This is a genomic window from Enterobacter sp. Taxon_2 (assembly GCF_058355295.1).
The window spans coordinates 3,086,449-3,109,971 of the sequence record NZ_CM178024.1 but is presented as its reverse complement, the minus strand read 5'-3'; the positions used below and the strand labels follow the sequence as shown (position 1 = coordinate 3,109,971).

At 56.8% G+C, this 23,523-nt stretch carries 28 protein-coding genes; 20 read left to right on the top strand and 8 right to left on the bottom strand.

Annotated features, from left to right (window positions below):
• Positions 1-2 precede the first annotated feature (2 nt).
• From fliJ to fliR, 9 genes are all read left to right on the top strand, one after another.
• Positions 3-452 carry a flagellar export protein FliJ gene (gene fliJ / locus AC4IC4_RS14845; RefSeq protein ID WP_491471413.1) on the top strand — a complete coding sequence of 150 codons (450 nt, stop codon included), beginning with the start codon at positions 3-5 and terminating at the stop codon, positions 450-452.
• Positions 449-1,492: a flagellar hook-length control protein FliK gene (locus AC4IC4_RS14840; RefSeq protein WP_491471412.1), complete on the top strand. Its 1,044-nt coding sequence runs from the start codon at positions 449-451 to the stop codon at positions 1,490-1,492. Before fliJ ends, AC4IC4_RS14840 begins: the two co-directional genes overlap by 4 nt.
• A gap of 129 nt (positions 1,493-1,621) precedes the next feature.
• The gene (locus tag AC4IC4_RS14835) at positions 1,622-2,128 is read left to right on the top strand and encodes a flagellar basal body-associated FliL family protein (protein WP_491471411.1); all 507 of its coding nucleotides are present in this window, start codon (positions 1,622-1,624) and stop codon (positions 2,126-2,128) included.
• A gap of 5 nt (positions 2,129-2,133) precedes the next feature.
• A complete protein-coding gene (gene fliM / locus AC4IC4_RS14830; RefSeq protein ID WP_491471410.1) occupies positions 2,134-3,126 on the top strand; it encodes a flagellar motor switch protein FliM in 993 nt (330 codons plus the stop codon).
• A gap of 7 nt (positions 3,127-3,133) precedes the next feature.
• On the top strand, positions 3,134-3,517 hold the full coding sequence (fliN, locus tag AC4IC4_RS14825) for a flagellar motor switch protein FliN (RefSeq protein WP_491471409.1): 384 nt from the start codon (positions 3,134-3,136) through the stop codon (positions 3,515-3,517).
• Positions 3,517-3,888: a flagellar biosynthetic protein FliO gene (gene fliO, locus AC4IC4_RS14820; RefSeq protein ID WP_237844294.1), complete on the top strand. Its 372-nt coding sequence runs from the start codon at positions 3,517-3,519 to the stop codon at positions 3,886-3,888. Before fliN ends, fliO begins: the two co-directional genes overlap by 1 nt.
• A gap of 29 nt (positions 3,889-3,917) precedes the next feature.
• Positions 3,918-4,616 (top strand): flagellar type III secretion system pore protein FliP, encoded by a 699-nt coding sequence (gene fliP / locus AC4IC4_RS14815; RefSeq protein WP_491472831.1) that lies wholly within the window; start codon positions 3,918-3,920, stop codon positions 4,614-4,616.
• 9 nt (positions 4,617-4,625) lie between these two features.
• Entirely contained in the window at positions 4,626-4,895 is a 270-nt protein-coding gene (gene fliQ, locus AC4IC4_RS14810) for a flagellar biosynthesis protein FliQ (RefSeq protein ID WP_059385143.1), read from the top strand.
• A complete protein-coding gene (gene fliR / locus AC4IC4_RS14805; protein ID WP_491471408.1) occupies positions 4,895-5,674 on the top strand; it encodes a flagellar biosynthetic protein FliR in 780 nt (259 codons plus the stop codon). The genes fliQ and fliR overlap by 1 nt, the downstream gene beginning before the upstream one ends.
• Positions 5,675-5,677: 3 nt before the next feature.
• Here the strand turns inward: fliR and AC4IC4_RS14800 are convergent, their stop codons facing one another.
• Positions 5,678-6,202: a hypothetical protein gene (locus tag AC4IC4_RS14800; RefSeq protein WP_491471407.1), complete on the bottom strand. Its 525-nt coding sequence runs from the start codon at positions 6,200-6,202 to the stop codon at positions 5,678-5,680.
• Positions 6,168-6,980 carry a winged helix-turn-helix domain-containing protein gene (locus AC4IC4_RS14795; protein ID WP_491471406.1) on the bottom strand — a complete coding sequence of 271 codons (813 nt, stop codon included), beginning with the start codon at positions 6,978-6,980 and terminating at the stop codon, positions 6,168-6,170. Before AC4IC4_RS14795 ends, AC4IC4_RS14800 begins: the two co-directional genes overlap by 35 nt.
• Positions 6,981-7,435: 455 nt before the next feature.
• On the opposite strand from AC4IC4_RS14795, the gene AC4IC4_RS14790 reads away from it, so the two are divergent.
• The 3 genes from AC4IC4_RS14790 to AC4IC4_RS14780 all read left to right on the top strand — a co-directional run bounded on the left by AC4IC4_RS14790 (position 7,436) and on the right by AC4IC4_RS14780 (position 11,141).
• Positions 7,436-7,927, top strand: a complete 492-nt coding sequence (locus AC4IC4_RS14790) for a DoxX family protein (protein ID WP_491471405.1) — start codon at positions 7,436-7,438, stop codon at positions 7,925-7,927.
• A gap of 111 nt (positions 7,928-8,038) precedes the next feature.
• A complete protein-coding gene (locus AC4IC4_RS14785) occupies positions 8,039-9,202 on the top strand; it encodes a methyl-accepting chemotaxis protein (protein WP_491471404.1) in 1,164 nt (387 codons plus the stop codon).
• A 43-nt stretch (positions 9,203-9,245) separates the two neighbouring features.
• Positions 9,246-11,141, top strand: a complete 1,896-nt coding sequence (locus AC4IC4_RS14780; protein WP_491471403.1) for a methyl-accepting chemotaxis protein — start codon at positions 9,246-9,248, stop codon at positions 11,139-11,141.
• A gap of 279 nt (positions 11,142-11,420) precedes the next feature.
• Here AC4IC4_RS14780 and AC4IC4_RS14775 read toward each other — a convergent pair.
• Positions 11,421-12,775 (bottom strand): IS3 family transposase gene (locus AC4IC4_RS14775; RefSeq protein ID WP_491471184.1). Its coding sequence is split into 2 segments (ribosomal slippage): positions 11,421-12,325 and positions 12,325-12,775, totalling 1,356 coding nucleotides; the frame shifts between segments, so codons are not numbered across the junction.
• Positions 12,776-13,234: 459 nt separating this feature from the next.
• On the opposite strand from AC4IC4_RS14775, the gene AC4IC4_RS14770 reads away from it, so the two are divergent.
• On the top strand, positions 13,235-13,684 hold the full coding sequence (locus tag AC4IC4_RS14770; protein WP_491471402.1) for a hypothetical protein: 450 nt from the start codon (positions 13,235-13,237) through the stop codon (positions 13,682-13,684).
• A gap of 172 nt (positions 13,685-13,856) precedes the next feature.
• Complete coding sequence (locus AC4IC4_RS14765) at positions 13,857-14,213, top strand: hypothetical protein (RefSeq protein ID WP_491471401.1); 357 nt, start codon at positions 13,857-13,859, stop codon at positions 14,211-14,213.
• Positions 14,214-14,283: 70 nt separating this feature from the next.
• Here the strand turns inward: AC4IC4_RS14765 and AC4IC4_RS14760 are convergent, their stop codons facing one another.
• The gene (locus tag AC4IC4_RS14760) at positions 14,284-15,786 is read right to left on the bottom strand and encodes a FliC/FljB family flagellin (RefSeq protein ID WP_491471400.1); all 1,503 of its coding nucleotides are present in this window, start codon (positions 15,784-15,786) and stop codon (positions 14,284-14,286) included.
• Between the two features lie 243 nt (positions 15,787-16,029).
• A complete protein-coding gene (locus tag AC4IC4_RS14755) occupies positions 16,030-17,550 on the bottom strand; it encodes a flagellin N-terminal helical domain-containing protein (RefSeq protein ID WP_491471399.1) in 1,521 nt (506 codons plus the stop codon).
• Positions 17,551-17,849: 299 nt separating this feature from the next.
• Between AC4IC4_RS14755 and fliD the strand changes: the two genes are divergently transcribed.
• From fliD to fliT, 3 genes are read left to right on the top strand one after another with little or no spacing between them, the layout of a single operon-like run.
• Complete coding sequence (gene fliD / locus AC4IC4_RS14750; RefSeq protein ID WP_491471398.1) at positions 17,850-19,328, top strand: flagellar filament capping protein FliD; 1,479 nt, start codon at positions 17,850-17,852, stop codon at positions 19,326-19,328.
• A gap of 43 nt (positions 19,329-19,371) precedes the next feature.
• Positions 19,372-19,779, top strand: coding sequence for a flagellar export chaperone FliS (fliS, locus tag AC4IC4_RS14745; RefSeq protein ID WP_491472830.1), 408 nt, complete (start codon positions 19,372-19,374; stop codon positions 19,777-19,779).
• Positions 19,772-20,092, top strand: coding sequence for a flagellar protein FliT (gene fliT, locus AC4IC4_RS14740; protein WP_491471397.1), 321 nt, complete (start codon positions 19,772-19,774; stop codon positions 20,090-20,092). Before fliS ends, fliT begins: the two co-directional genes overlap by 8 nt.
• A 128-nt stretch (positions 20,093-20,220) precedes the next feature.
• Here fliT and AC4IC4_RS14735 read toward each other — a convergent pair whose 3' ends face one another.
• The 3 genes from AC4IC4_RS14735 to flgA form a co-directional block, all read right to left on the bottom strand.
• Entirely contained in the window at positions 20,221-20,664 is a 444-nt protein-coding gene (locus AC4IC4_RS14735) for a flagella synthesis protein FlgN (protein ID WP_491471396.1), read from the bottom strand.
• A gap of 17 nt (positions 20,665-20,681) precedes the next feature.
• Positions 20,682-20,975 (bottom strand): flagellar biosynthesis anti-sigma factor FlgM, encoded by a 294-nt coding sequence (flgM, locus tag AC4IC4_RS14730; RefSeq protein WP_491471395.1) that lies wholly within the window; start codon positions 20,973-20,975, stop codon positions 20,682-20,684.
• 69 nt (positions 20,976-21,044) lie between these two features.
• Positions 21,045-21,740, bottom strand: coding sequence for a flagellar basal body P-ring formation chaperone FlgA (gene flgA, locus AC4IC4_RS14725; RefSeq protein ID WP_491471394.1), 696 nt, complete (start codon positions 21,738-21,740; stop codon positions 21,045-21,047).
• A 237-nt stretch (positions 21,741-21,977) separates the two neighbouring features.
• Here flgA and flgB point away from each other — a divergent pair, with 237 nt between their 5' ends.
• From flgB to AC4IC4_RS14710, 3 genes are read left to right on the top strand one after another with little or no spacing between them, the layout of a single operon-like run.
• Positions 21,978-22,388: a flagellar basal body rod protein FlgB gene (flgB, locus tag AC4IC4_RS14720; protein WP_491471393.1), complete on the top strand. Its 411-nt coding sequence runs from the start codon at positions 21,978-21,980 to the stop codon at positions 22,386-22,388.
• Positions 22,389-22,394: 6 nt separating this feature from the next.
• On the top strand, positions 22,395-22,799 hold the full coding sequence (gene flgC, locus AC4IC4_RS14715; protein ID WP_259566646.1) for a flagellar basal body rod protein FlgC: 405 nt from the start codon (positions 22,395-22,397) through the stop codon (positions 22,797-22,799).
• Positions 22,800-22,807: 8 nt separating this feature from the next.
• A complete protein-coding gene (locus tag AC4IC4_RS14710; RefSeq protein WP_491471392.1) occupies positions 22,808-23,512 on the top strand; it encodes a flagellar hook assembly protein FlgD in 705 nt (234 codons plus the stop codon).
• Positions 23,513-23,523: the final 11 nt, after the last annotated feature.

The following is a 23,523-nucleotide window of genomic DNA, read 5'->3' as shown; positions in this document are numbered from 1 at the left end:
CGATGAAGGTAAAAAATCCCATGACGCTGCTGCGCGATATGGCGCAAGAGACGCTGACGGAGACCACCCGCGCGCTGGGCGGCGCACAGCAGCAGCTTCAGCAGGCGATGACCCAGCACGAACAGCTGCAGCACTACGAGCAGGAGTACCAGCAGTCCCTGCGTCAGGGAATGATGGCGAACGGTATGTCGGTGGCGGACCTGGTTAATCATCAGTCGTTTATTTTGTCACTGAAGCAGGTGGTGAAGCAGCAGGAAGGCCACGTTAACGCCTGCGAACAGGCGGTCGACACGGTGAAGCAAAACTGGGTGCAGAACAAGCAACGCCTGAACGCCTTTGAAACCCTGATTGCCCGCCGGGAGACGGCGCAGGCGCTGGTTCAAAGCCGACATGAACAGAAGCTGATGGATGAATTTGCTCAGCGTGCCGGACAAAAGAGAGAAAGACTATGAACATTGATATTGCCGCCCTGCTGTTGGGCAGCGGGGCTCCGGGCAAACCGAAGGCCGGGGGGCTCGCTGACGAACCCTTCAGCCTGGCGCTGGACGACAAGCTGGCTGAGCTGGCGCAGCTTTTCCCGGGTCTTGACCCGCAGATGCTGGCCGCGCTGCCGGAGGCCGCCTTACCCGCCGGGTTACTGCCGGGCAAGCTGGCTGACGATGCACCTCTCCTTGATGACGAGGGGAGGCCGCTGACGGCGATGCCCGCGCTGGCAGAGGCGTTGCAGGGCATCGCGCTGACCGACGGTGAAGGGGACGAGAGCCCCCAGTGGCAGCTGCAGCAGCTGGTGACACGCAGCGTCACCGGGGAAGTGCCGGTGAAAGGCGTACCGGGCGAAAAAAACGCGGCGCCGGAGGGCAAAACCGCAGCACCGTTGATGATGAACGGGGATAAAACCCCGGCGGCCGCTGCCGCGCCGCTGACGGCGCAGCCCGCACCGGTCAGCAGCGAGGCGCTGGTCGCAACCGAGGTTTCCGCGACGCCATCGGTGAACGCCGTGGCGCTGCCTGCCGCCGTACGCACCAGCGTCGCCCATGCCCCGCAGCAGGTGGTCACCGTTAACCATCCGCCGGAAACGCCGGAGTGGAAGCAGTCGGTCAGCCAGCATATTGCGGTCTTTAGCCGCAACGGGCTGCACAGCGCGGAGATCCGTCTGCACCCGGAAGAGCTGGGGTCGCTGCAGATTTCCCTGCGCGTGCAGCAGGATCAGGCGCAGATCCATATCGTCAGCGAGCATGCGCATATTCGCCACGTCATGGAGCAGGCGATGCCGCAGCTGCGCGCCGCGATGGCGGAATCGGGGATTCAGCTTGGTCAGTCCAGCGTCAGCGCGGAAGGGCAGCCGTTTGCCGCCGGTGAGCAGGGCGAACACGCGGCGGGCGACGAGCATGCCGCGCAGGAGGGGGAGGAGCACGCCACAGAGGAGGAGAGTGTGCCCACGTTATTAACCACCACCCCCGGAAATATCTACGGAATTAATACCTTTGCCTGAAGTGGCGAATTAGCTTCAGGAATGAAATTTTATCGCCTGATTATCAGGATGATTAAATGGACTACAATGTCCGCCATATTGACACGAGGGTAGCACGCTGCCCTCTCTTATTTATCAGGTGTACGTTCAATGAGTAATAAAAATAAAAAGGTCGCCAGTGGCGGAGGGTCTCGCTCGCTTCTGATGATGTTCATGTTTTTGACTGCCGTTGCGGCCTGCGGAGTTTCCGGCTACCTGTTCTGGGAAATGAAATTCGCCAAACCGGCTGTTGCCGTCGCGCAAGAGGGCGTCCACGTAGAGCCTGCGGTGGTCGCGGTGGAGCCGCTGTACGCCTCGATGAATACCTTCACCGTCAGCCTGAAGCCGACGGCGAATGAATCAGATCGGGTGCTCTATCTGGGGCTTTCTATTCGTCTTGCCGATCAGCCGTCGCTCAACGTCCTGGAAAAATATTTGCCGGAATATCGCAGCCGCTTATTTATGTTGCTCACTCATCAGACCTATGAGGAATTATCCTCGGATGAAGGGAAACGTCGCCTGATGAGTAATATTCAGCGCGAGCTGACGAAACCGCTGGCATTTAACCAGTCCATTCGCGTCACTGACGTGCTTATTAACGAATTTATTCTGCGGTAATTATTATGGCTGACAGCTTTTTATCTCAGGATGAGATCGACCGTTTGCTCAATGCCGATGTGGAGAGCAGCAGCGATCGTCAGAACAATGGGGCAGATCCGGGGATCAAACCCTACGACCCGCATACCCAGCGTCGGGTGATCCGCGAACGTCTGCATTCGCTGGAGATCATTAACGAACGTTTTGCCCGTCAGTTCCGCATGGGGCTGTTTAACCTGCTGCGCCGTAGCCCGGATATTACGGCGGGGAACATTAAGATCCAGCCGTATCACGAGTTTGCCCGCAACCTGCCGGTGCCGACAAACCTGAACCTGCTGCACCTTAACCCGCTGCGCGGCACCTCGCTGATGGCGTTCTCGCCGGGGCTGGTGTTTATGGCCGTGGATAACCTGTTCGGCGGCGACGGGCGTTTCCCGACCAAAGCCGACGGCCGCGAGTTCACGCCCACCGAGCAGCGCGTGATCCACCGCATGCTGTCGATGGCGCGCGAGGCGTACGAATTCGCCTGGAGCTCGATATATAAAATCAAAACGGAGTACATCCGTTCTGAAATTCAGGTGAAGTTCACCAACATTACCTCGTCGCCAAACGACGTAGTGGTGACTACGCCGTTTTCAGTGGAGATCGGTTCGCACCGCGGGGAGTTCAACATCTGTATTCCCTTCAGCACCATCGAGCCGCTGCGCGAGCTGCTGAGCAACCCGCCGATGGACAATTCCCGGCACGAGGACTCCCACTGGCGCGGCCTGCTGGCAAGCCAGATGCGGGAAACCGAGCTGGAGCTCACGGCGCGCTTTGCGGATATCGGTACCCGTCTCTCCCGCGTGATGCAGATGAAAAAAGGCGACATCATCGCGCTGGATAAACAGGAGTTTATCGAGGCCAGCGTCGGCGGCGTGCCGGTCTTCACGGCCCGCTACGGCGCAGTTAACAATCAATATGCCCTGAAGGTCGAGCAGATGATTCAGCCTTCATTACTTTCATTAAACAAGGAGTAATTTCCCCATGAGCGACATCAACACCTCATCGGGTTCTGACGATCAGTCCATCGATAATCTTTGGGGTGAGGCCATGACCGAACAGCACGCGGCGGGAATTACCGACACCATGGCTGCACCACAATTTTCTGACGAGATGAACCTGATCCTCGATATCCCGGTAAAAATGACCGTGGAGCTGGGTCGCACCAAAATGACCATCAAGGAGCTGCTGCGCTTAAGCCAGGGCTCGGTGGTGTCGCTGGACGGGCTGGCGGGAGAGCCGCTGGATATCCTGATTAACGGTTACCTGATTGCGCAGGGAGAAGTGGTGGTGGTGTCCGATAAGTTCGGCATCCGCATTACGGACATCATTACCCCGTCCGAGCGCATGCATCGTCTGAGCCGCTAATGAACGCCACCGATTCCCTTCCGGCTACCGGGTCCGTACTGATGACGGTCAGCGGCGCGCTGGCGCTGATCGTCCTGCTGCTGGTTGTGCTGGCCTGGGCCGCCCGCCGCAGCGGCCTGGCCCGTCGGCTTAACGACGCCCAGGGCACGATGACCCTGGTGGCGACGCAGTCGCTGGGGCCGCGCGAGCGCCTGGTGCTGGTTGACGTCGGCGAGCAGCGTCTGGTGCTCGGCGTCACCGCCTCGCAGATTACCTGCCTCACCACCCAGCCGCGCCCGGAAAACGCCCCGCAGGCCAGTGCGCCCGCGGCGACGTTCCCGCTGATGCTGGAGAAGCTGCGCCAGAAATACCGTCCGGGAGGTGAACAGTGAGCCGTCGTCTGCTGCTGGCGCTGGGCCTGATGCTGCCGGCCGCCGGTGCGCTGGCGGCCAACGGCGATATCACGCTGGGCCAGCCTTCGGGAGAAGGCGGCTGGACGCTGCCGGTGCAAACCCTGCTGCTGCTGAGCGGGTTTACCTTCATTCCCGCAGTACTGCTGATGATGACCGGGTTTACCCGCATCATCATTGTGCTGGGACTGATGCGTAACGCGCTGGGCACGCCCACCGCGCCGCCGAACCAGGTGCTGGTGGGGCTGTCGCTGTTTTTGACCTTCTTTGTGATGTCGCCGGTGTTCAGCCAGATCTACGAAAAAGCCTGGCAGCCGCTGCAGGAAAACAAAATCACCATGGAAGTGGCCCTGACGGAAGGGGTGAAGCCGCTGCGCGCGTTCATGCTCGACCAGACCCGTGAAAGCGATCTGGCCATGTTTGCCCGCATCGCGAAAACGCCGGACGTCGCCTCACCGCAGGAGGTGCCGCTCAGCATTCTGATCCCGGCATTTATTACCAGCGAGCTGAAAACCGCGTTCCAGATCGGTTTTACCATTTTTATCCCGTTCCTGATTATCGATCTGGTGGTGGCGAGCATTCTGATGGCGCTGGGGATGATGATGGTGCCGCCGACAACCATTGCCCTGCCATTCAAGCTGATGCTGTTTGTCCTGGTCGATGGCTGGCAACTGCTGGTGGGTTCGCTGGCCCAGAGCTTTTACAGTTAGGAGAGGTTGATGACCCCTGAAAGCGTAATGGTAATCGGCATGCAGGCGATCAAGGTCGGGCTGATGATCTCCGCCCCGCTGCTGGTGGCTGCGCTGGTCACCGGTCTTATCATCAGTATTTTGCAGGCCGCCACCCAGGTCAACGAGATGACCATGACCTTCATCCCGAAAATCCTGATGATTGTCGGCGTCGCGGTGGCGCTGGGCCCGTGGATGATGAAAATATTTATTGAATATACCCGCGCGGTGTTCGCCAGCATCCCGTTTGTGATCGGCTGATGGCCTTTGGACTTCCCCTCGACCAGCTCTACGGGCTGGTCAGCCACTACGTTTTCATTATGGTACGCATTGCGGCGCTGCTGCAGGTCGCGCCGATCTTCAGCGAAAAGGCCGTCAGTGCCCGTCTGCGCGCCGGTCTGGCGTTGCTGACGGCAATCCTCATCGGCGGTACGCTGCCCGATGCTCAGGTAGGACTCTACACCTGGGAAGGGGTATGGGTGCTGGGCAAACAGGTGATTATCGGTGCGGCGATGGGGCTGACGCTGCAGCTGCTGTTTGCCGCCGTGCGCATGTCCGGCGAAATCATCGGCATGCAGATGGGGCTGTCGTTTGCCACCTTCTTTGATCCGGGGGCCGGAAACAGCCCGGTGATCTCGCGTTTTCTCAACCTGCTGGTAACCCTGCTGTTCCTCGTCTTTAATGGTCATCTTTGGCTGCTGGCGCTGCTGGCCGACACCTTTCAGACGCTGCCGGTTGATGCCACGCCGCTGCATGCGGGCGGGTTTATCTATCTGGTCAGCCACACCGGGCTCATCTTCAGTCAGGGGCTGATGCTGGGGCTGCCGATCATTGCGCTGCTGCTCTGCATCAACTTTATCCTCGGGCTGTTAAACCGCCTGACGCCCCAGCTCTCCATCTTCGTCATTGGCTTCCCGCTGACGCTGACGTTCGGCATGCTGGCCCTGTTCCTGATTGCCGAAACGCTGGCCCCGTTCTTTGAGCGCCTGATGGCCACCGGCTTTGACCTGCTGGCCGGGTTGATTCAGGCGCTGGTGTAACCGTCAGTTCATGCAGGCGATGCGGGCGACGGTTTCTGTGCCGGAGGCCAGCACTTTGTCGTCCAGCAGGTAGACGGTGCTGGTCGCCACGTCACCCGGCTTAATTTGCGGGAAGATATAGTCGGTCACATCCTCATCCGTGGTCTGACCGCCGAGCTTGCGGTGCTGGCTGGTCACGGTCAGATGGATCCGTTTGCCCGACAGCTCCACATCGTAGCGCACTTCCCGGTTCACGGCTTTCGGCAGCCCGTCGCGTTTGCCGTCTTTAAAGTGGCTGATGCTGCCGATATAGGTCGTATGCCCGCTGAACAGGCCGTCGCGGTAGGAACGGTAGATACCCCGTGCCAGCGTCGCGTTGTGGTCATCCTCAATCACGTAGTAGGACGTTGGGGCAATACACTGCGTCGCATACGGTGAGGTCTTAAGCCCGTACAGCGCCATGCCGCCCAGTCCGACAACCATCCCGCCCACAAACAGCAGGGTGAGCGGAGATTTAATAAAGGCGAAAATAGAACGATTCGCAGTCATTCCCTGAATCCTTAAAGGGTTGTTGGCAGGCAATCAGTCCCTGGAACTGACTCATTTTTTCTGAGCCGGTGGTGACGTAAAGCACCGCAGCCGGTTTCTCGTTTGGTCGACGATCCAGCACGTGGCGGGTATAGGTTTGCAGCGTGGACTCAATCAGGGCGCGCTGCGTCTGTTTGTCCTGCTGCACCATCACCTGGGTGCCGGGCGGCACGCCGGGGCCATTCCAGCGTACAAAGTGGACCGGCTGCGGGCTGAAATCGACGATCCCGCGCAGGAGCAGGGCAATCACCAGCCCCACCAGCAGGCCGCTCAGGATGGCGCAGATCTTCTGCTTGACGGCGTGGCGGGCACGCAGAGGTACGGGCGTGACCGCTGGCGGCACGTCAGGGGCGGCGGGCGCTGGCGGATCATCCTGCGGGGCGGTTTGTGCCAGCGGCGGCAGTTCGCTGCTGGCCTCCCGTACCAGCAGACGATAGCCGCTGCGCGTCACGGCGATAAGCGTGATGGCTTCCTGGAGATCCAACTGGGCGAACGCGCGACGCAGCTTGGTGATCATCACCCGGACGCTGTTGTCGGTCACTTCCACGCCCGCGCTGCGCCAGCCGATCTCCATCAGCTGTTCCTGAGAGAGCACCTCACCCCCGGCTTCAGCCAGGGCGGCAAGGCACAGGCACGCGCTTTGCGGAAGGGTGACCGTCTCTTGCGTATCCGTCCTGGCAAGCGTGCGGGTCTGTAAATCCAGCGTCACTGACGCTCCAATCGCGATAGGATTTAGCATAGTTATTTGATTCTTCTGGTGTATTGGGTATCGCTTCTGGCTATTGTAATTAATAGTAATGAATGCATGTTATTGCGAGCCGCAGGCCAGAGCGACATGCTTTTTATGTCTTACGTCATATTTTTGCAACCACCGCGTAATAACAGCCTTAACGGGATTAAGGTTATTAATCGGGATGTGATTAACCACATTAAACATGGTGTTTAATGGCATTTTACTTTAATCATATTAAAACCAATCGGTTACATTTTTTCTGCCGAAAGAGGCAGCTGCAGGGCGTTGATAATGAGACGCTGTCATCATTCAGAATTAATCTTTTTTAATCTGTATATTTTTATTAATTGTGTCGGGAAGGGGGCGGGAGCGGTTGCGAACGAGACCGGCGAATTTATACTGCGTAAACAGATGTTATTGAATTTATTACGCAGTATTTATTTTCTTTACAAGGATGATCGATGTTCTCTCTGAAGCGTTTATTGCATACCACCGATATGCCGGCCATGTTTCCGGTGTTTCTTTGCCGTCTGGTGCTGGGGGTATTTTTCTTTACCGCAGGGTTTAATAAGTTATTTGTCACCGAGAACCAGCTGCTGATGGTGGACACCATGTATGACGCGGGGATCCCGTTTCCGGAGGTCATGGCCGTGGTGGTGGCCTTTCTTGAATGCAGCATGGGCCTGCTGCTGACGCTGGGGTTATTCAGCCGCGTGAGCGCGCTGGTACTGATGGTCATCAGCACCGTGGCGCTGGTCACCATCGGCATCTATACCATCCCACGCGGGCTGAACCTGATCGCATGGCTCAGCTGGCTGTTTTATCTGCCCGAGACGCTGTATATCGTGCTCTGCCTGCTGCCCATCACATGGGGGGGAACCTTCTGCAGCCTTGACGGCTGGCTGGTCCGGCGCTGGGATAACGTCCGGCGAATTGTTTTTATTGAGCGATAACAGAAGTGCGCGGTTATCAACGGTTTGAAGAGCATATTTCCAGCCCCCCGCATAATAAAATAGCCCTGTAGAGGCAGCATTGTGCTGCCATGTAAAAGAACAGGCGCTGTCATGGTTTTTATTGTCATACTGGTCGTTATTTTTATTACCTTAATTATTCTGGTGCAGGCGGGCGTCATGCCGTGGTTTATCCGCACGGAGGGGCAGCGCCTGCGCTCGCAGGTGGATGCTCTGGCCATTCAGCTGCGTGAACAGCTCGACCGTGTAGAAGCGCAGCAGCGTTCGATGACCGAAAGCGTGGTCACCCTGAAAAGCTTTGCCCTCGACAAAGCGGCGCCGGGGGAGACCGATCTCCCGGAGGAGACCGGCAACAGCCGTCAGTTTTTCAATGCCCTGGTGAAAGAGACGGGAGAACGGCTGGGCGGCCGGGCCTGGATTGTGGAAAACACCGGGCGCATCATTGCCGATGCCGCCGGTGCGCCCACGGTGCAATCGCTCAACGATGCCGATCTCCCCATGGCGGTCCCGCTGCGCGCCCTGCTGGCCCAGTCCGGGGAAGGGCTGCGCCACACCCGTTTTCGCAGCGCCAGTGGCGAGCACACCCTGATGGTGGTTCCCCTCGCCGACACGCCGTGGCTGCTGGCCATTGATGTTCCTACCCGCCGCATGGGCGAGCGCCCTGGCATTCTGCTGCACAAGCCATGGCCGCTGGCCGCGCTGCTGCTGGTCTCGACCCTGACGCTGCTCCGCAGCCTGAACCTGCACCTTTCCCGACTCAATGAAGAGCTGCCCTCGCAACTGCAAACCGGGCAGGGGGCGCATCTGCCGCCGCTGATGCATGAGGTGGGCGAGCAGGTGAACGCCATCGCCCGGGCGGCCACCGTCATTGCCCAGGAGAACGAACGGCTGCTGCAGGTCCCGGACGCCAGCGCCAACCTGCTGGCGACGCTGAGCGACAGCGCCACGGGGGCTATTCTGGCCATGAAGTCGCTGCATGACGCCGCCCTGCAGATAGCCGACAGCAGTGGGGCGCTGGTTCAGCTGGCGAGCCGTGCCTACAGCTACTCCCTGCATCACGAAGAGGGGGTTTTTGCCGTGGAGTCGCGCAACCTGGCGAGCCGCTGCGCGCGCTCCTCGAAGGAGCTACGGGCGCTGATCGACGATGCGATGATGCAGGGGCAAAGCGGCGCTGTGTCGGTGACACAAAACAACAGCGTGCTGATTGAGGAGGTCTACACCGTAGCCAATACCCTTATGCAGCGGGTACGGAGCTAACTTCCTTGCCGCGACGTTAACCCTCATTTTCGAGCTTATCATTATGTTTAAATCAACCCAGAGCAGAATCATTCTGCTGGTTTCTGCTTTCTTTTTATTGCTGACGGGCATCACCGTGTGGGTGGTGCTGGGGCGGGTGGCACCGGCCCTGCTGAAAACAGAGTATCAGCGCGTCCATTCTCAGATTGGCGAGCAGGCGGCGGCCATCACCACGCAAATGTCGCGCGTGCAGGCCCAGCAGCGAAGCCTCACCGAGACCGTCTCCCTGCTGGATAGCGCGCAGATAGACAACCTGCTGCCAGCCCTGATTAACCAGAACGGCGACAGCACGCTTTTCGGCGGCGGCGTCTGGCCGCTTCCCGGCATGCGCGCGGCGGGTATCGACCGTCACAGCACCTTCTTTGCCCGGGACCGTGAGAACCGGCTGCGCCTGAACACCACCTGGAACGACCCCGGTGCCCCGGCCTACTGGGAGCAGCCGTGGTTCAAAGCCGGTTCGCGCGCGGCAAAAGGCCAGTGCGCGTGGGCCGAGGCCTATATCGACGCGGCCAGCCCGCAGCCGCGGACCAACTGCGCGATGCCGGTTTATCGCCACGGCCAGCTGTGGGGCGTGGCAACGCTTGACGTGACGCTGGGGTTCTTTAACACGCTGGCCCGCAAGATGGCGGAACCTATTGAAGGCGGCGTGTTGATTGTGGAGGCCAATGGCAAAATTGTCGGCTACAGCCGGGCATCCGACGAAACGCCGCCGCTGAAAAATATCAGCGAACTGCCGGGGCATGAAATCGCTATCCTTCAGGCGATGCTGGCGCAGGCGAAAGAGACGCCGCTGGAGCGAACCTATCAGGCACAGGATGGGGAACACACCATTTTTGTTTATCCCATCAAGGGCAGCCCGTGGTTTGTGGCGACAGATACCCGCAGCAGCCTGCTGAGCCAGCAGACCCGCGATATCCTGACGCGTCTGGGGATGGTGCAGATCCCGCTGTTACTGCTGCTGGGCGTGGTGCTGGTGCTGACCATCCGCGCGGTGATGCGTAACCTGCATACCGTGAGCGATCGCCTGGCCACCCTGTCGGCTGGCGGCGCGGATTTGACCCGTCGGTTGCCGGAGAACAGCAGCCAGGAGCTGAACGCCATCGCCCGCAACGTTAACGCCTTTATGGGGTATCTGCAGGGGCTGTTACAGCAGGTGGCAGCCAGCACCCGCACCATTGCCGCCGCCTCGCACCAGATTGCGGAGGGGAACGTGTCGCTGTCGTCCAGGACCGAAGAGCAGTCAGCCTCCCTGACCCAGACGGCGGCCTCGATGGAGGAGATTGCGGGCATTGTGGCGAACAACGCCGATAACGCGGAACACGCTGACCGGCTGGCGACCGACGCCGCGGCGGTGGCGCAGCGCGGCGCCGGGCTGATGACGTCGGCGGTGGACAAAATGCGCCATATTGAATCCTCTTCCCTGCGGGTGGCGGATATCGTGGGCGTGATCGACGGGATTGCCTATCAGACCAACATTCTGGCGCTGAACGCGGCGGTGGAAGCGGCGCGCGCGGGCGAGCAGGGGCGCGGGTTCGCCGTGGTGGCGACGGAAGTGCGTAATCTGGCGCTGCGGGCCTCCAGCTCTGCAAGGGAAATCCGCGAGCTGATTAACGACGCGGTCGCGGGCGTGCAGGAAGGCAGTAGCCTGGTGCAGGAAGCGGGAGAGACCATGAACGCGCTGGTGACCGCCGTGGGCGAGGTGTCTGCGCTGATGGAGGAGGTGAAAACCGCCAGCCGCGAGCAGAGCGTCGGTATCGCCCAGGTGAACGTGGCGGTGTGCCAGCTGGAAGGCGCCACCCAGCAAAATGCATCGCTGGTGGCGGAAGTCTCGTCGGCGGCGAAGGCGATGGAGGAGCAGGCGCAACAGCTGGAAAGTGTGGTGAATCGGTTTAAGGTTTGATTTTATTACCCGAAGCGATGAACGTTGTTTCAGAGAAATGAATAACTTACAGCGACGCCCTGGTCCGGCTGTAAATCGCTGAGGCGTTTCCTGCAGGCCGGGGCGAGGCGCATGGATGCGCCGAGAGGGCGGGCTTTACAGGGACGTTACCTCCGCCCGTCCCCGATAAGCCGGAAGGAATAAGCCGAGGGTACCGCGAAGCGGCGATTTACCGCCGGGAGCCCGGGTCGCCAGGGTGGTGGCGACTGCACTGAACCCCTAAACCTGGACACTGCGATTTCATTGTTGCTCTGCCAGCGTCCGGTATTGTACCGGACTCATCCCGCCCGTTTTTAAACTGATTCGTTCGGTGTTGTAATAGCGAATATATCTGCCAATATCGCTTTCCAGTTCTTTCACTGAACTGTACTTTTTCCTGTAATACATCTCTACTTTCAGATGACTGAAGAAGTTTTCCATCACTGCATTATCCAGACAGTTACCCTTACGCGACATACTTTGTGTGATGCCCGCTTCAGCCAGCATTCTGCGCCATACAGGTGTTCGGTAAGCCCAGCCCTGATCGCTGTGTAGCATCGCGCCTTCTTTGTTTCTGCATGCTTTAAGCGCTTTTTTTAGCATCCTGCAGACCAGAGGTTGTGACTGACTGGTTGATGTTTGCCAGGCCACTATTTCATTATTGAACAGGTCCTGAAGGGCTGACAGGAACAGTTTTTGACCACCGGCACGGAACTCCGTCACGTCTGTGCACCACTTTATTCCACTGCATGCAGCAGTGAAGTTACGGGCAAGCAGATTATCTGAAGCCAGTCCGCCTCCAGCCATACAGGAACGGTATTTCCTTCGGCGTAACTGACATGTCAGGCCATACTTTTTCATCAATATGCGAACCGTTTTATGGTTCAGGATGAAGGCTTCATTACGCAGCGCCACCGTCATTCTTCGGTAGCCGTAGCGTTGTGCATTTCTCTGACTGATGGTGGACATAGCACTGACAGCAGATGCATACCGCTCCGACTGAGTGACAGGTCTGGAGAGCTGGTAATAATACGTGCTACGCGCCAGCCCTGCGGCACATAACAGGTAAACAAGTCGGTGGTCTGCAAGCAAACTCTGTATCACTCGCGTTTTTTCTGCTGTTCCCTGAGAGCGTTTTCCTCCCTCAGGGCTTTGAGCTTTTTTAAATATGCATTTTCCGCCCGCAGATATTCCAGCTCTCTCAGAAGTTCTGAGGGAGTCATCTCACTGAGCGGTCTGGAGTCAGGTATAAACTTTTTCTGTGACATAGCGGGCCCGGGTTTGGCTGTATTAAGCGCCTGTGCGCCTCCTTTCCGGTAACGTCTTGTCCAGTCGAGAATGAGCGATTCATTTGGAATGGCAAAGCGCGCTGAAGCTTCCGCATAGCTGCAACCGTGTTCAGTAACATAACGGATTACGCGGAGCCTGAAAGCTGAAGTATAGGCCCGTGCAGGACGGTCCTCCAGCCCGGCCTTTCCCTGACGCCTGTAAGCCCGTATCCAGCGGGTAAGAGGCGTCCGGCCAACACTGAACAGATGTGCTGTTTCTTTAATGCTCGACTCACCAGTCATGTAATGCTGTACAGCCGCAAGACGAATGTGAAAAGGATATCTCATCTGAACCTCCAGATTTTATGATCTGGTGTCCAGGATATGGGGTTCAGTGCAGACTGAGCCACCCTGGCACGTTCACAGGCCATGTCGTTAAAGAGTAGCAAGGAACATAAAGTGAACGGAATGACCACCAGTGCCGTATGTTCCCCCTCACCCCAGCCCTCTCCCTCAAGGGAGAGGGAGTAGTCTGTGCAGGCATTAATTTGTTCGCCCCTTTGGGGAGAGGGCCAGGGTGAGGGGAAGCTACCCCGGCGCAAATCTGGAAGGCGCCTCGCAATCCCACAAGTAACCTTATGTAATCCGTGATTTACCCTGTTGTTTGTTTTCATCACATCGTAAAGTGCCTGCGTTGCGGCAACCACCGCAACCGGGCGTGAGAACCTGAAGATACAAGGCGATACCGGAGCGACCTGCGGGTTGGCTCCTTTGTGATTCATTTCTCATCTCCCCGGAGGCTTTCATATGACTCTTCTGTCCACACTCTCTGACGCATCCCACGTTAGCTTTACCGAACAACTCATCGCCTTACCGCTTCCGGCCTCTGCCGACCTTTTTGAGGTGGCAGAACTCTGCGCCGCGTTTGCCAGCGCGCTGGTCGAAACACAAAGCGTAAGCGATCGCCATGCACTCTGCGGGCGCTTGCTGCATGCGCTGGAGGCGCTGGAACGTCTGTGTGACGACGATCTGCCGCCGCATCTGATTGAGCAACTGATTGTCGGTAACGCCGCGCCGTCGTGCATGCCGCACTGCTGGCAGGAGACGATCGTTCCGGTCACCTATGCCCGGACGCTGGCGCAGGCGATGCTGGGGAATACGCTGCCGCAGGGGATGAATGAGGTGCTGACCGGATTGCTGCACGACATGGTGTTTCTGCTGGCGGAGTTTGTGAAAGAACCTTATCTGCGCGCTTAAAAAAAAGCCGGGTGGCGGCTTCGCCTGACCCGGCCTACGTTTGCGGTGAAACCCCCAGCCCCGTGCAAGCGCAGCGCCTCCGGGCAGGCAAGACGGTGAACCCTCCCGAGTGGAGGGTTTTTGTTTTCATGCTACCCTCAAACAGACAACGTTAAAGAAGAAGATAATCAATATGAAAGCGCTATATGGAACAGTGGCTGCGCTCGCGCTGGGGGGTTGTGCTGAACATGCTACGGTGAATACATCCCCATCAGAGGCGGATTTTTCCGTTCTGACCATGGCCTGTACGGATGAGCGCGGCGAAAGCTATCAGGCAAAAATGTTTGCCAAAACCGAAACGGTGACGCTCGACGGGAAAACGTATCATTTTGTTGAGCCGACGGGAGAGACGTATAACCCTGCGCAGATGACCTTTAGCAATGAAGCAGAGGGGCAACTGCGGTTCGACATGGGCAAACCCGGTTACACGTCGCTGCTGAAGGTGAAGGGTGGGCAGCGGCAGGCCTTTAAGTGCCAGAAAGTGAAATAAAAAAGCCCTCCGGGGAGGAGGGCAACCGCGCGTGAGGCACGCGCGAAATAAGTTGAGGTGGTAACGCAGATTAACGCAGCAGGGACAGCACGTTCTGCGGAACCTGGTTGGCCTGGGCCAGTACGGAAACACCTGCCTGCTGGAGGATGTTCGCGCGGCTCATGGCGGACACTTCCACGGAGAAGTCGGCATCCTGAATACGTGAGCGCGCTTCGGTGGTGTTGATGATGTTGGTGTTCAGGTTCGCAATGATGGAGCTAAAGCGGTTCTGAACGGCACCCAGGTCGGCACGGAAGTCGGCGATGGTATCAATTGCACCGGACAGTTTGGCCAGCAGGCCGTCGGCCAGCGCGCCGCTTGCGGCATTTTTGATAAATTCGGCTTCCGCTGGGCGGGCATCATCCACATTGATTGGCTTACCATCAGGGTCATCTAAATCAAATGTCTTAACGGTACCGTTTTTATCGATTGCATAGAAAAACTCTCCTGGATTGTTATCAGGATAGAAAATCTGGATACCGGAAGTGGCCGCATCATCACCAGCAAATAAGGTTTGACTTATGTCGTCAAGTCGAGCTTGCGTCAGTTCGACTTCCCCGGCGAACCCTGCACCCCCTGTGTGCATTTTATCACCCAGCTTGATGAGCTTTGGATCGGTCAGTTCATTTTTACCGGAGAGGAGTACATCTGCGTCCAGGGCGCTTAGCAGATCACCTTTGGTTGGATTTCCTTTAATGGCAGCATTGCCACCCGCTATTTCGAACTCTACGTTAACTTCCTGTACCTTCCCGGCATCACCTTCAACAAAGAAGCGAATCGAGTTACCGTCATCATAAGTGTGTACTTTAGCGGCTGTGCCGACATCCGTTGCGGCATTTTTAATTTTAGTAAGATCTGCATCCGTTACGGTAAAATCTTGCCCTTTTGCGAGACCAATCTTTTCGCCAACAAGCACCGCATCTTTTTTAAGCTCTACACCCTTGTCGTCAAACTGGCTTTCAAGCGTACCCGCCCCATTAACCAAAATCCCGATATCCGCGAAATCATCCATAAACTTATCCAGACCCAGGGTCTGCATATCCAGCTTGTTCAGGGTGATGTCAATGGTATCGTCGTCTTTATCGCCAATCTGAATGGTGATTTTATCTTTCGAGCCGTCGAAGACCTTCACGCCGTTGAAGTTGGTGGTCTCCGCCACGCGCTGGATCTCTTCCAGACGGGTGCCGATCTCTTTCTTGATGGAGTCGAGGTCGCTGGCGGAGTTGGTGCCGTTTTTCGCCTGTACGGTCAGCTCGCGGATACGCTGCATGTTTTCGGTGACTTCTTCCAGCGCGCCTTCGGTGGTCTGCGCCAGCGAGATACCGTCGTTGGCGTTACGCGCCGCCTGGGTCATGCCGCGGATGGAAGAGGTGAAGCGGTTAGAAATCGCCAGGCCTGCCGCATCGTCCTTGGCGCTGTTGATACGCATACCGGAAGAGAGACGCTGAATGGCGGTGCCGAGAGAGGTCTGGGATTTGTTCAGGTTGTTCTGCGCCATCAGGCTCAGTGCGTTGGTATTAATGACCTGGGCCATTGTTAAATCCTTCTGCTAGTTAAAAAGAAAATATGCGTGAGTTGCTGCGCATACTTATTTCATCGGGGAAAATAAAAATCGCAGAAGGGTTATTTCTGTTTTTTTAGTTATCGGTAAAAATAGCGCCACGAATGGGGCTTTTTGTCTTAATCCCCACCCCGAAATAATAAAAAAAGCCCTCCGGGGAGGAGGGCAACCGCGCGTGAAACTCGCGCGTAATATAAGTTGAGGTGGTAACGCAGATTAACGCAGCAGGGACAGCACGTTCTGCGGAACCTGGTTGGCCTGGGCCAGTACGGAGACACCGGCCTGCTGCAGGATGTTCGCGCGGCTCATGGCAGACACTTCCACGGAGAAGTCGGCATCCTGAATACGGGAGCGCGCTTCGGTGGTGTTGATGATGTTGGTGTTCAGGTTCGCAATGATGGAGCTGAAGCGGTTCTGAACGGCACCGAGGTCGGCGCGGAAGTCGGCGATGGTATCAATTGCACTGGACAGTTTGGCCAGCAGACCGTCGGCTGTTGCATCACCCGCTGCTTCACGGATGAATTCCATGTCAGCAGGACGTGCAGGAGTTTGAGTAACGGCTTCAGCATTATCAAACTCGATTTTACTGACTTTAACTTCATTTGTGGTCGCATCTTTACCATAAGCGTAGTATTCAGTAACACCGCCGTTATCCACGGAGAACATCTGAAGCTTCGAATCTTTCGCATTTGCACCGGGGCCGAACATGCTTGCCGCAACAGCGTCAAGGTGAGTGTCAGCCAGGGTGAAAGTGCCACCTGTTTTATTCAGTGTCTCTCCCACAGCCAGTGCCTTTGGATCTTTCAGATCACTTGGCCCTTTCACCAGCATGTCTGTATCTTCAGCACTGAGTGCTTCCAGACCATCTTTGTCCACAGCAGTTACTTTTGCTTGGGTGGTCTCAGTGGCATGCTCAGCAAACGTTATTTTAGCAACGTCAACTTTATACATTTTATCAGCAGCGACATCGTGGGCGAATACCTCTCCGTTAAGCGTGTAAACCTCAACATTGCCTGTCGGATCAGCACCTGTTTTCTCCTTAATCGCCGTTTTGAAGAGTGCGGCTTCTGCTGTGCTATATTTCCATTCACCATTAGCAGGAGATGTAATACCTGTGTCTGCATCATTGGCCGCCTTAACGGCTTTTTCATCGTAATTGCTTTTCGCAATTCCCGCGCCATTCACTGTAATCCCGATATCCGCGAAATCATCCATAAACTTATCCAGACCCAGGGTCTGCATATCCAGCTTATTCAGGGTGATGTCGATGGTGTCGTCGTCTTTATCGCCAATCTGAATGGTGATTTTATCTTTCGAGCCGTCGAAGACCTTCACGCCGTTGAAGTTGGTGGTTTCCGCCACACGCTGGATTTCCTCCAGACGGGTACCGATCTCTTTCTTGATGGAGTCGAGGTCGCTGGCGGAGTTGGTGCCGTTTTTTGCCTGTACGGTCAGCTCGCGGATACGCTGCATGTTTTCGGTCACTTCTTCCAGCGCGCCTTCGGTGGTCTGCGCCAGCGAGATACCGTCGTTGGCGTTACGCGCCGCCTGGGTCATACCGCGGATAGAAGAGGTGAAACGGTTGGAAATCGCCAGGCCTGCCGCATCGTCCTTGGCGCTGTTGATACGCATACCGGAAGAGAGACGCTGAATGGCGGTGCCGAGAGAGGTCTGGGATTTGTTCAGGTTGTTCTGCGCCATCAGGCTCAGTGCGTTGGTATTAATGACCTGTGCCATTGTTATATCCTTCTGAGTAATAACGAAATGTGAGATATGCGTTAATTGCATCGCATACTGAATTCATCGGGGGGAATGAAAATCACTAAATTATTTTTTTCGATTTTTTTGTCATTAATGAAAATGGCTACAAATTTGACGTTAATTACCCGGATAACAAAAAACAATTAATCAATAACCGCACATCTCTGTTATCCGCACGCCTGCGCGTTGTTCGCGCATATATGAAAAATTAAACTTCCTTCTTTATTCCCCGATAGAACAATAAAGGTCATTCCCTTACAACAGGAAGCATTCATATGGTATCAACCAACTTTTTAGGCATGGGCTCGGGCCTGCCGTTTGACGAACTGCTGGCAAAGGAGCGTAAGCTCAGCTCGGTTAAGCTCAACCCCTATCTACAGAAGCAGAAAACTTATAACGGACAAATTTCCGCGTGGGGTTCTATTTCCAGCGCGCTGAGCACCCTGAAGGATAACCTCGGCAAGCTGGAGGATGAGGGGTTTAATGGCGTCAGCGTCAGCGATAACAAAACCTTTAAGGCCACGGCGGGGAAAGGGGCGATCCCGAACAGCTATTCGGTTTCGGTCAAACAGCTGGCGAAAGCGCACCAGCTTGAATATGAACACACAAAGCGCGATCAACTCATCGGTAATAGCGGAGCAAAGATCACCATCACCCTGGAAGAGGGGGAAAAACCGCTGGAGGTGGATTTAGATAAAAGTGAAACGTCACTCGAGCAGATTGCCAAAAAGATCAATGCCCAGAATGGAGATGTGGTTGCGGAGGTCATCACCCTTGAAGACGATAAGCACAGGCTGGTGCTGACCTCGAAAAAGACGGGTGAAGCGGGAAAAATGGACATCACGGTGAGCGGAAACACCGATCTGCAGAGTAAGCTTGCAACACCGACGGATGACACACCACCGCAAAATGCGGAGGTTATCCTGAACGGAAAAACCATTTCCCGCAGCTCAAATACCATTAAAGATTTGATCACCGGCGTCACGCTTGAGCTGCGCGAAGTATCGGAAATGAAGGAACCAGGACTCGATCCAGCCGATCCAAAGAGCTACAAACCCGAATCGCTCACCATCACCGAAGACACCTCAAAGGTGAAATCCCTTATCGAGGAGTTTGTCAAAAACTACAACAGCTACCTCAGCACCGTTGCCAGCGCCACCAAATACACAGCCCCCGATCACGACAAGCTCGCAGAGGGCGAAATCCCGCTGCCTGACTCCGGCAACGGCGCGCTGTTCAGCGACGGCAACCTGCGCCGCCTGACCAGCCAGCTGAAGGCTACCGTGGGCGGCGAGTACCGTGATGCCGGGGATGTGATCACCTCCCTTGGCCGGCTCGGCATCACCGTCACCTTCGACGGCAAAACCGGCGATGACCGCTCCGGCGCACTGGGTACGCTGACCATCGACAGCAAAAAGCTCGATGCCGCCCTGAAGGACAACCCGAAAGAGGTCGAGGCGCTGTTCCTCGGCAAAGGGGGCAAAGAGGGGATTAAAGATCGCATGGAGGGCATCTTTAACACCTACCTCGGCGATAAGGACGCCGTGGCGAAAAAGGACGGCGTGATTGAAACCACGCTTGAGTCCCTGCGCGAGCAGGAAAAACGCGTTGGCAAGCAGATCACGGCGGTGCAAAAGCGTATCGACGAAGCCCTGCTGCGCAGTGAAAAGGAGTATCAGCGTCTGGATAAAGCGATGAGCGATATGAACAGCATGAGCTCCCGGCTGCAGCAGTCGCTGGCAGGGTTAATTTAATTTTTACCACTCCGGGCAGGCCGCTGCCCGGCAGGATTTGATGATGTACACCAAAACGGGCAACAGTGCCTACACCGCTGTCTCACTCGACAGCCAGATTAGCGGCGCGACGCCGCACCAGCTGATCGTCCTGCTGTACGACGGGGCGATTAACGCCATGAAGCGGGCGGAGATTTACTTCCAGTCCGGGAATGTCGCCCGTCGCGGGGAGATGATCTCCCGCGCCATCAACATTATCGACAACGGCCTGCGCGCCGGTCTTGACCACGAGAAGGGCGGGAAAATCGCCGAAGAGCTGGAGAGCCTGTACGAATACATTTCGCGCACGCTGCTGGAAGCCAATCTCACCAAATCCGGCGAGAAACTGCCGCACCTCATCGCCCTGATGACGGGGATGCTGGAAACCTGGCAGGCCATCGCGCCACAGCTGAAGCAGGTGAAGCATGGATAACGACGTGCTGGAACTGATTGAACAGCTGCATATCAGCAACGCGAAGCTGCTGCAGCTCGCCGACGACGGCGAATGGGAGGCGTTTTTTGACGAGTCCGTGGCCTACACCATGGGGATGAAAACACTGTGTGACATCGATTTAACCCAGCTGGCGCAGCACAACAAGCCGCAGGTCAGCGCCCGGCTGGCGACCCTGCTGGAGCACGATGCCCTTCTCACGCGCGCCATTCAGGGGCGTCTCACCGCCATCAGCTCCGAGCTCTCCGGCATGCGTAAAAGCCGTACGATGGCGAAAGCTTACTCCGCCGTCTAAAAATTGCCGGGTGGCGCTGCGCTTACCCGGCCTACAAAACCCTTCGTAGGCCCGCGCAAGCGAAGCGCCGCCGGGCAAAAAAAAGCCCACCAGAGGCGGGCAAAAGAGGACAACGCAGACAGATAAGGTCAGATGCTGAAGTTGTATTTACGGCCTGAAGGCAGCTGGCTGGATTCGCCCGCCGGGCCGTACAGGGCGCTGGCGTGGCCCACGTGGTCGATCGCCTTCTGAATATGCTGGTTTTTCTTCATATGGCTTTGCAGCAGGGATTCCACCTGCTGATTCAGCGCTTTGGTGCTGCGCACTTTTTCATGTACCTGCTGCCAGCTGGCGAACAGCTTGCCGAGCCCCGGGTAGGGGGCTTCGGTGCCGGAGGTTTGCTCCTGTTGGCGGCGCATATCGTCGTAGTACTGCAGGGTCGTCAGCAGCTGGTTTTTGTTATCCGCCAGTACCTGCAGCGACACCGGGTTGATCTGGGTACGGTTAAGCTGATTGACCTCTTCAATCATGATCGCTTCCAGCTCGTCCAGAGAGGTCTTCATTTGCGTCAGTATCGGGTAAAGCTTGTCCATAGGGGGCCTGTAAACGGTTAAAACGAAAACATGTCCTGTACCATCGCCTGAGCAATTTTCTCCGGCTCGATGCGCAGGGTTCCGGCCGACAGCGCGGCGCGCAGTTCGGCGACGCGGGCGTAGTCCACGTCACGGCTGTCGTCGGTCTGGATCTTTTTGGTCAGTTCGCTCAGGGTGACGTTAGTGTTGTCACGCTTTTCGCTGCGCGCGGTCGCCACCTCGTTCTCCTGAGGCTGCGTGCGGGTGCGCAGATCCTGTGTCGGGGCGATCTTCGCGATCGGCGCGGTGGTCTGGCTGCTGTTGATGCTCATGATGGTCCTCGCAATAGAATTTACGTGCTCAATACTTCTTTCTTCGGTGATTCTCAGAAAAGCTAAAATTTATTGTTGAGAAAGAATCAGCACCTGCCCATCGTCACTCACTTTTCCGCTGACGGTGCGTCCGCCAGGGGTTTTCACCTTCAGCACGTCGTCGACCGCGGCGTTGTTCAGCGCTTTGCCCTGGCTGCGGATCCGAAAGCCCGCCCCGGCGGTCACCAGGTCCACCGTCTGCCCCGCGCGCAGCCGCCACTGCTGGCGCAGCTGGTTTTCCAGCAGCGGTTTCCCGGCGTCGATGGCGCGGGTCAGGCGCTGGCCGATGATCTCGTCGGCGTTAAAGATTAATCCGCCGGGCTGGTTATCCAGATTGCCAGTGACCGGTTCGATATCGCTACGCTGCACAATAGCTCCGCCGGGCAGGCTCTGGGTCGCTACCCACCAGGTGCCCTGAGCTCTGATGCGCACCGGCAGGAAGTGACGACGCGCGCCGCACTGGGCCAGCACGGTGCGCTTGCCGGTCAGGCGGCTATCGCGCCCCACCAGGCTCAGCTCCGGGTTATCGCACACGGCGGCCAGCTGTGCAGGCGTGGCAAGCAGAGTTACCGTACGCACCACCTCGCTGCCCCCTTCGGGCTGTTTGATCAGGGCATCCAGCTTGAGCATCAGCCGCTGCTTTGCAGTCTGGTCAGACGGTACGCTGGCGGCGGAGGCAGAGCAGAGCAAAACGGCCACCGCCGCGCTGAATAATCGGAGTTTCATTTAATTGCCTTAATAATAACGGTAGTGGCTAAATTATATACGCAGGTGCCGGGGTTTAATTGTTCCAAATAATGACACTTTTGTCGGCAATTAAATTCATCATTGCATTAACGTTATTTGAATTATTTCTATTTCCTTAAATGGGCTTATTTCTGTCGGGTCTTCGCAGTGTGATATTTCACCCGCGCTGTCTACACTATCGCAGTTTAAATAACGCGAGACAGGAGTTCTGTTGTCATGAATAAACTTGATGACGCCTTTCGCTTTCAGCAGCAGGCGTTAGGTTTGCTGTCGCGCCGTCAGGATATTTTGGCTTCAAATATTGCGAATGCCGACACCCCTGGCTATCAGGCGCGGGATATCGATTTCACACAGCAGTTAAAAAACGCCATGGACAATAACGCCATGGCGAAATCACCCGTATCGCTGGCGTTAACGTCAAATAAGCATATTGAAGGCAAAGCAATGCCGTTTGACGACGGTCAGCTGCTTTATCGCATTCCGGATCAGCCGAGTGCCGATGGCAATACGGTGGATATGGATCGCGAGCGCGTCAATTTCGCGGATAACGCCGTGAAATATCAGTCGGGACTGACGTTCCTCGGCGCGGATATTAAGAAAATGATGACTGTGCTCAGTCAGGGGTAATAAGCGATGTCGCTCTTTAGCGTATTTGATATTTCAGGTTCGGCGATGGCGGCCCAGTCCCGTCGCCTTAACGTCAGCGCCAGCAATATGGCCAACGCCGACAGCGTGGCGGGGCCGGACGGTCAGCCGTACCGCGCCCGTCAGGTGGTGTTCCAGGTCGATAACACGGCCGGTCAGGAAATTGGCGGCGTGCAGGTCAGCGACGTGGTGGAGAGCAGCGCCCCGGACCGCCTGGTCTACGAGCCGGGCAATCCGCTGGCGGATGAACAGGGCTACGTGCGCATGCCCAACGTCAACGTGATGAACGAGATGGTCAACACCATCTCCGCCTCCCGCAGCTACCAGGCCAACGTGGAAGTGATGAACTCCGCCAAAAGCCTGATGCTGAAAACATTAACTCTTGGTCAGTAAGGACGCATATGGCGGTCTCTTCGATTAACAACAACAGCGGCGCGGGCGGCACCGGCACGGGCAACAGCGCGGCGGATCTGTCGAACCAGTTTATGACCCTGCTGGTGGCGCAGATGAAAAACCAGGATCCCACCAACCCGATGGATAACAACCAGCTCACCTCGCAGCTGGCGCAGTTCAACATGGCGGCGGGGGTGGAGAAGCTCAACACCTCTGTCTCTCACGTCTACGCCATGATGTCCCAGCTCGGCAGCATGAGCGCCTCCTCTTGGGTCGGGCGCACCGTGCTGATTGAAGGAGAGGCGAAGGTTTCTTTCCGCGAACCGGGTATGGGGATCCATCAGGAAGGCGTGAAGCCACCGAGCAACTCCGACGATTTCCACTTCGCGCTGTCGGACGATGCCGAAACGGTCACCGTTACGCTGCATGACGGCGACAAGGCCTATACCGCCGAGCTGAAGAACGTCAAGAAGGGGATGAATACCTTCAACCTCGACGACCTGGAAAACTTCAAGCCGGAGCCGGGGCCACCACGCGATCGCGAGTACACCCTCTCCTTTGAGGCCAGCAACGCCGAAGGGGAGAACCCGACGGTGTACGGTCTGATTCAGGAGCAGGTACAGGGCGTCACCATGGATCCGCGAGGTGCGATTCTGCATCTGCTTAATCACGATCCGATCAGCGCGGAAGACGTGTTCGTTATTCAAAAATAAACATTACTTCA

What these genes read in the sequence shown, in the direction of transcription:
- fliJ (WP_491471413.1), top strand. Translation starts at nt 3, where the DNA reads ATGAAGGTAAAAAATCCCATGACGCTGCTGCGCGATATGGCGCAAGAG.
- AC4IC4_RS14840 (WP_491471412.1), top strand. Translation starts at nt 449, where the DNA reads ATGAACATTGATATTGCCGCCCTGCTGTTGGGCAGCGGGGCTCCGGGC.
- AC4IC4_RS14835 (WP_491471411.1), top strand. Translation starts at nt 1,622, where the DNA reads ATGAGTAATAAAAATAAAAAGGTCGCCAGTGGCGGAGGGTCTCGCTCG.
- fliM (WP_491471410.1), top strand. Translation starts at nt 2,134, where the DNA reads ATGGCTGACAGCTTTTTATCTCAGGATGAGATCGACCGTTTGCTCAAT.
- fliN (WP_491471409.1), top strand. Translation starts at nt 3,134, where the DNA reads ATGAGCGACATCAACACCTCATCGGGTTCTGACGATCAGTCCATCGAT.
- fliO (WP_237844294.1), top strand. Translation starts at nt 3,517, where the DNA reads ATGAACGCCACCGATTCCCTTCCGGCTACCGGGTCCGTACTGATGACG.
- fliP (WP_491472831.1), top strand. Translation starts at nt 3,918, where the DNA reads ATGCTGCCGGCCGCCGGTGCGCTGGCGGCCAACGGCGATATCACGCTG.
- fliQ (WP_059385143.1), top strand. Translation starts at nt 4,626, where the DNA reads ATGACCCCTGAAAGCGTAATGGTAATCGGCATGCAGGCGATCAAGGTC.
- fliR (WP_491471408.1), top strand. Translation starts at nt 4,895, where the DNA reads ATGGCCTTTGGACTTCCCCTCGACCAGCTCTACGGGCTGGTCAGCCAC.
- AC4IC4_RS14800 (WP_491471407.1), bottom strand. Translation starts at nt 6,202, where the DNA reads ATGACTGCGAATCGTTCTATTTTCGCCTTTATTAAATCTCCGCTCACC.
- AC4IC4_RS14795 (WP_491471406.1), bottom strand. Translation starts at nt 6,980, where the DNA reads ATGCTAAATCCTATCGCGATTGGAGCGTCAGTGACGCTGGATTTACAG.
- AC4IC4_RS14790 (WP_491471405.1), top strand. Translation starts at nt 7,436, where the DNA reads ATGTTCTCTCTGAAGCGTTTATTGCATACCACCGATATGCCGGCCATG.
- AC4IC4_RS14785 (WP_491471404.1), top strand. Translation starts at nt 8,039, where the DNA reads ATGGTTTTTATTGTCATACTGGTCGTTATTTTTATTACCTTAATTATT.
- AC4IC4_RS14780 (WP_491471403.1), top strand. Translation starts at nt 9,246, where the DNA reads ATGTTTAAATCAACCCAGAGCAGAATCATTCTGCTGGTTTCTGCTTTC.
- AC4IC4_RS14770 (WP_491471402.1), top strand. Translation starts at nt 13,235, where the DNA reads ATGACTCTTCTGTCCACACTCTCTGACGCATCCCACGTTAGCTTTACC.
- AC4IC4_RS14765 (WP_491471401.1), top strand. Translation starts at nt 13,857, where the DNA reads ATGAAAGCGCTATATGGAACAGTGGCTGCGCTCGCGCTGGGGGGTTGT.
- AC4IC4_RS14760 (WP_491471400.1), bottom strand. Translation starts at nt 15,786, where the DNA reads ATGGCCCAGGTCATTAATACCAACGCACTGAGCCTGATGGCGCAGAAC.
- AC4IC4_RS14755 (WP_491471399.1), bottom strand. Translation starts at nt 17,550, where the DNA reads ATGGCACAGGTCATTAATACCAACGCACTGAGCCTGATGGCGCAGAAC.
- fliD (WP_491471398.1), top strand. Translation starts at nt 17,850, where the DNA reads ATGGTATCAACCAACTTTTTAGGCATGGGCTCGGGCCTGCCGTTTGAC.
- fliS (WP_491472830.1), top strand. Translation starts at nt 19,372, where the DNA reads ATGTACACCAAAACGGGCAACAGTGCCTACACCGCTGTCTCACTCGAC.
- fliT (WP_491471397.1), top strand. Translation starts at nt 19,772, where the DNA reads ATGGATAACGACGTGCTGGAACTGATTGAACAGCTGCATATCAGCAAC.
- AC4IC4_RS14735 (WP_491471396.1), bottom strand. Translation starts at nt 20,664, where the DNA reads ATGGACAAGCTTTACCCGATACTGACGCAAATGAAGACCTCTCTGGAC.
- flgM (WP_491471395.1), bottom strand. Translation starts at nt 20,975, where the DNA reads ATGAGCATCAACAGCAGCCAGACCACCGCGCCGATCGCGAAGATCGCC.
- flgA (WP_491471394.1), bottom strand. Translation starts at nt 21,740, where the DNA reads ATGAAACTCCGATTATTCAGCGCGGCGGTGGCCGTTTTGCTCTGCTCT.
- flgB (WP_491471393.1), top strand. Translation starts at nt 21,978, where the DNA reads ATGAATAAACTTGATGACGCCTTTCGCTTTCAGCAGCAGGCGTTAGGT.
- flgC (WP_259566646.1), top strand. Translation starts at nt 22,395, where the DNA reads ATGTCGCTCTTTAGCGTATTTGATATTTCAGGTTCGGCGATGGCGGCC.
- AC4IC4_RS14710 (WP_491471392.1), top strand. Translation starts at nt 22,808, where the DNA reads ATGGCGGTCTCTTCGATTAACAACAACAGCGGCGCGGGCGGCACCGGC.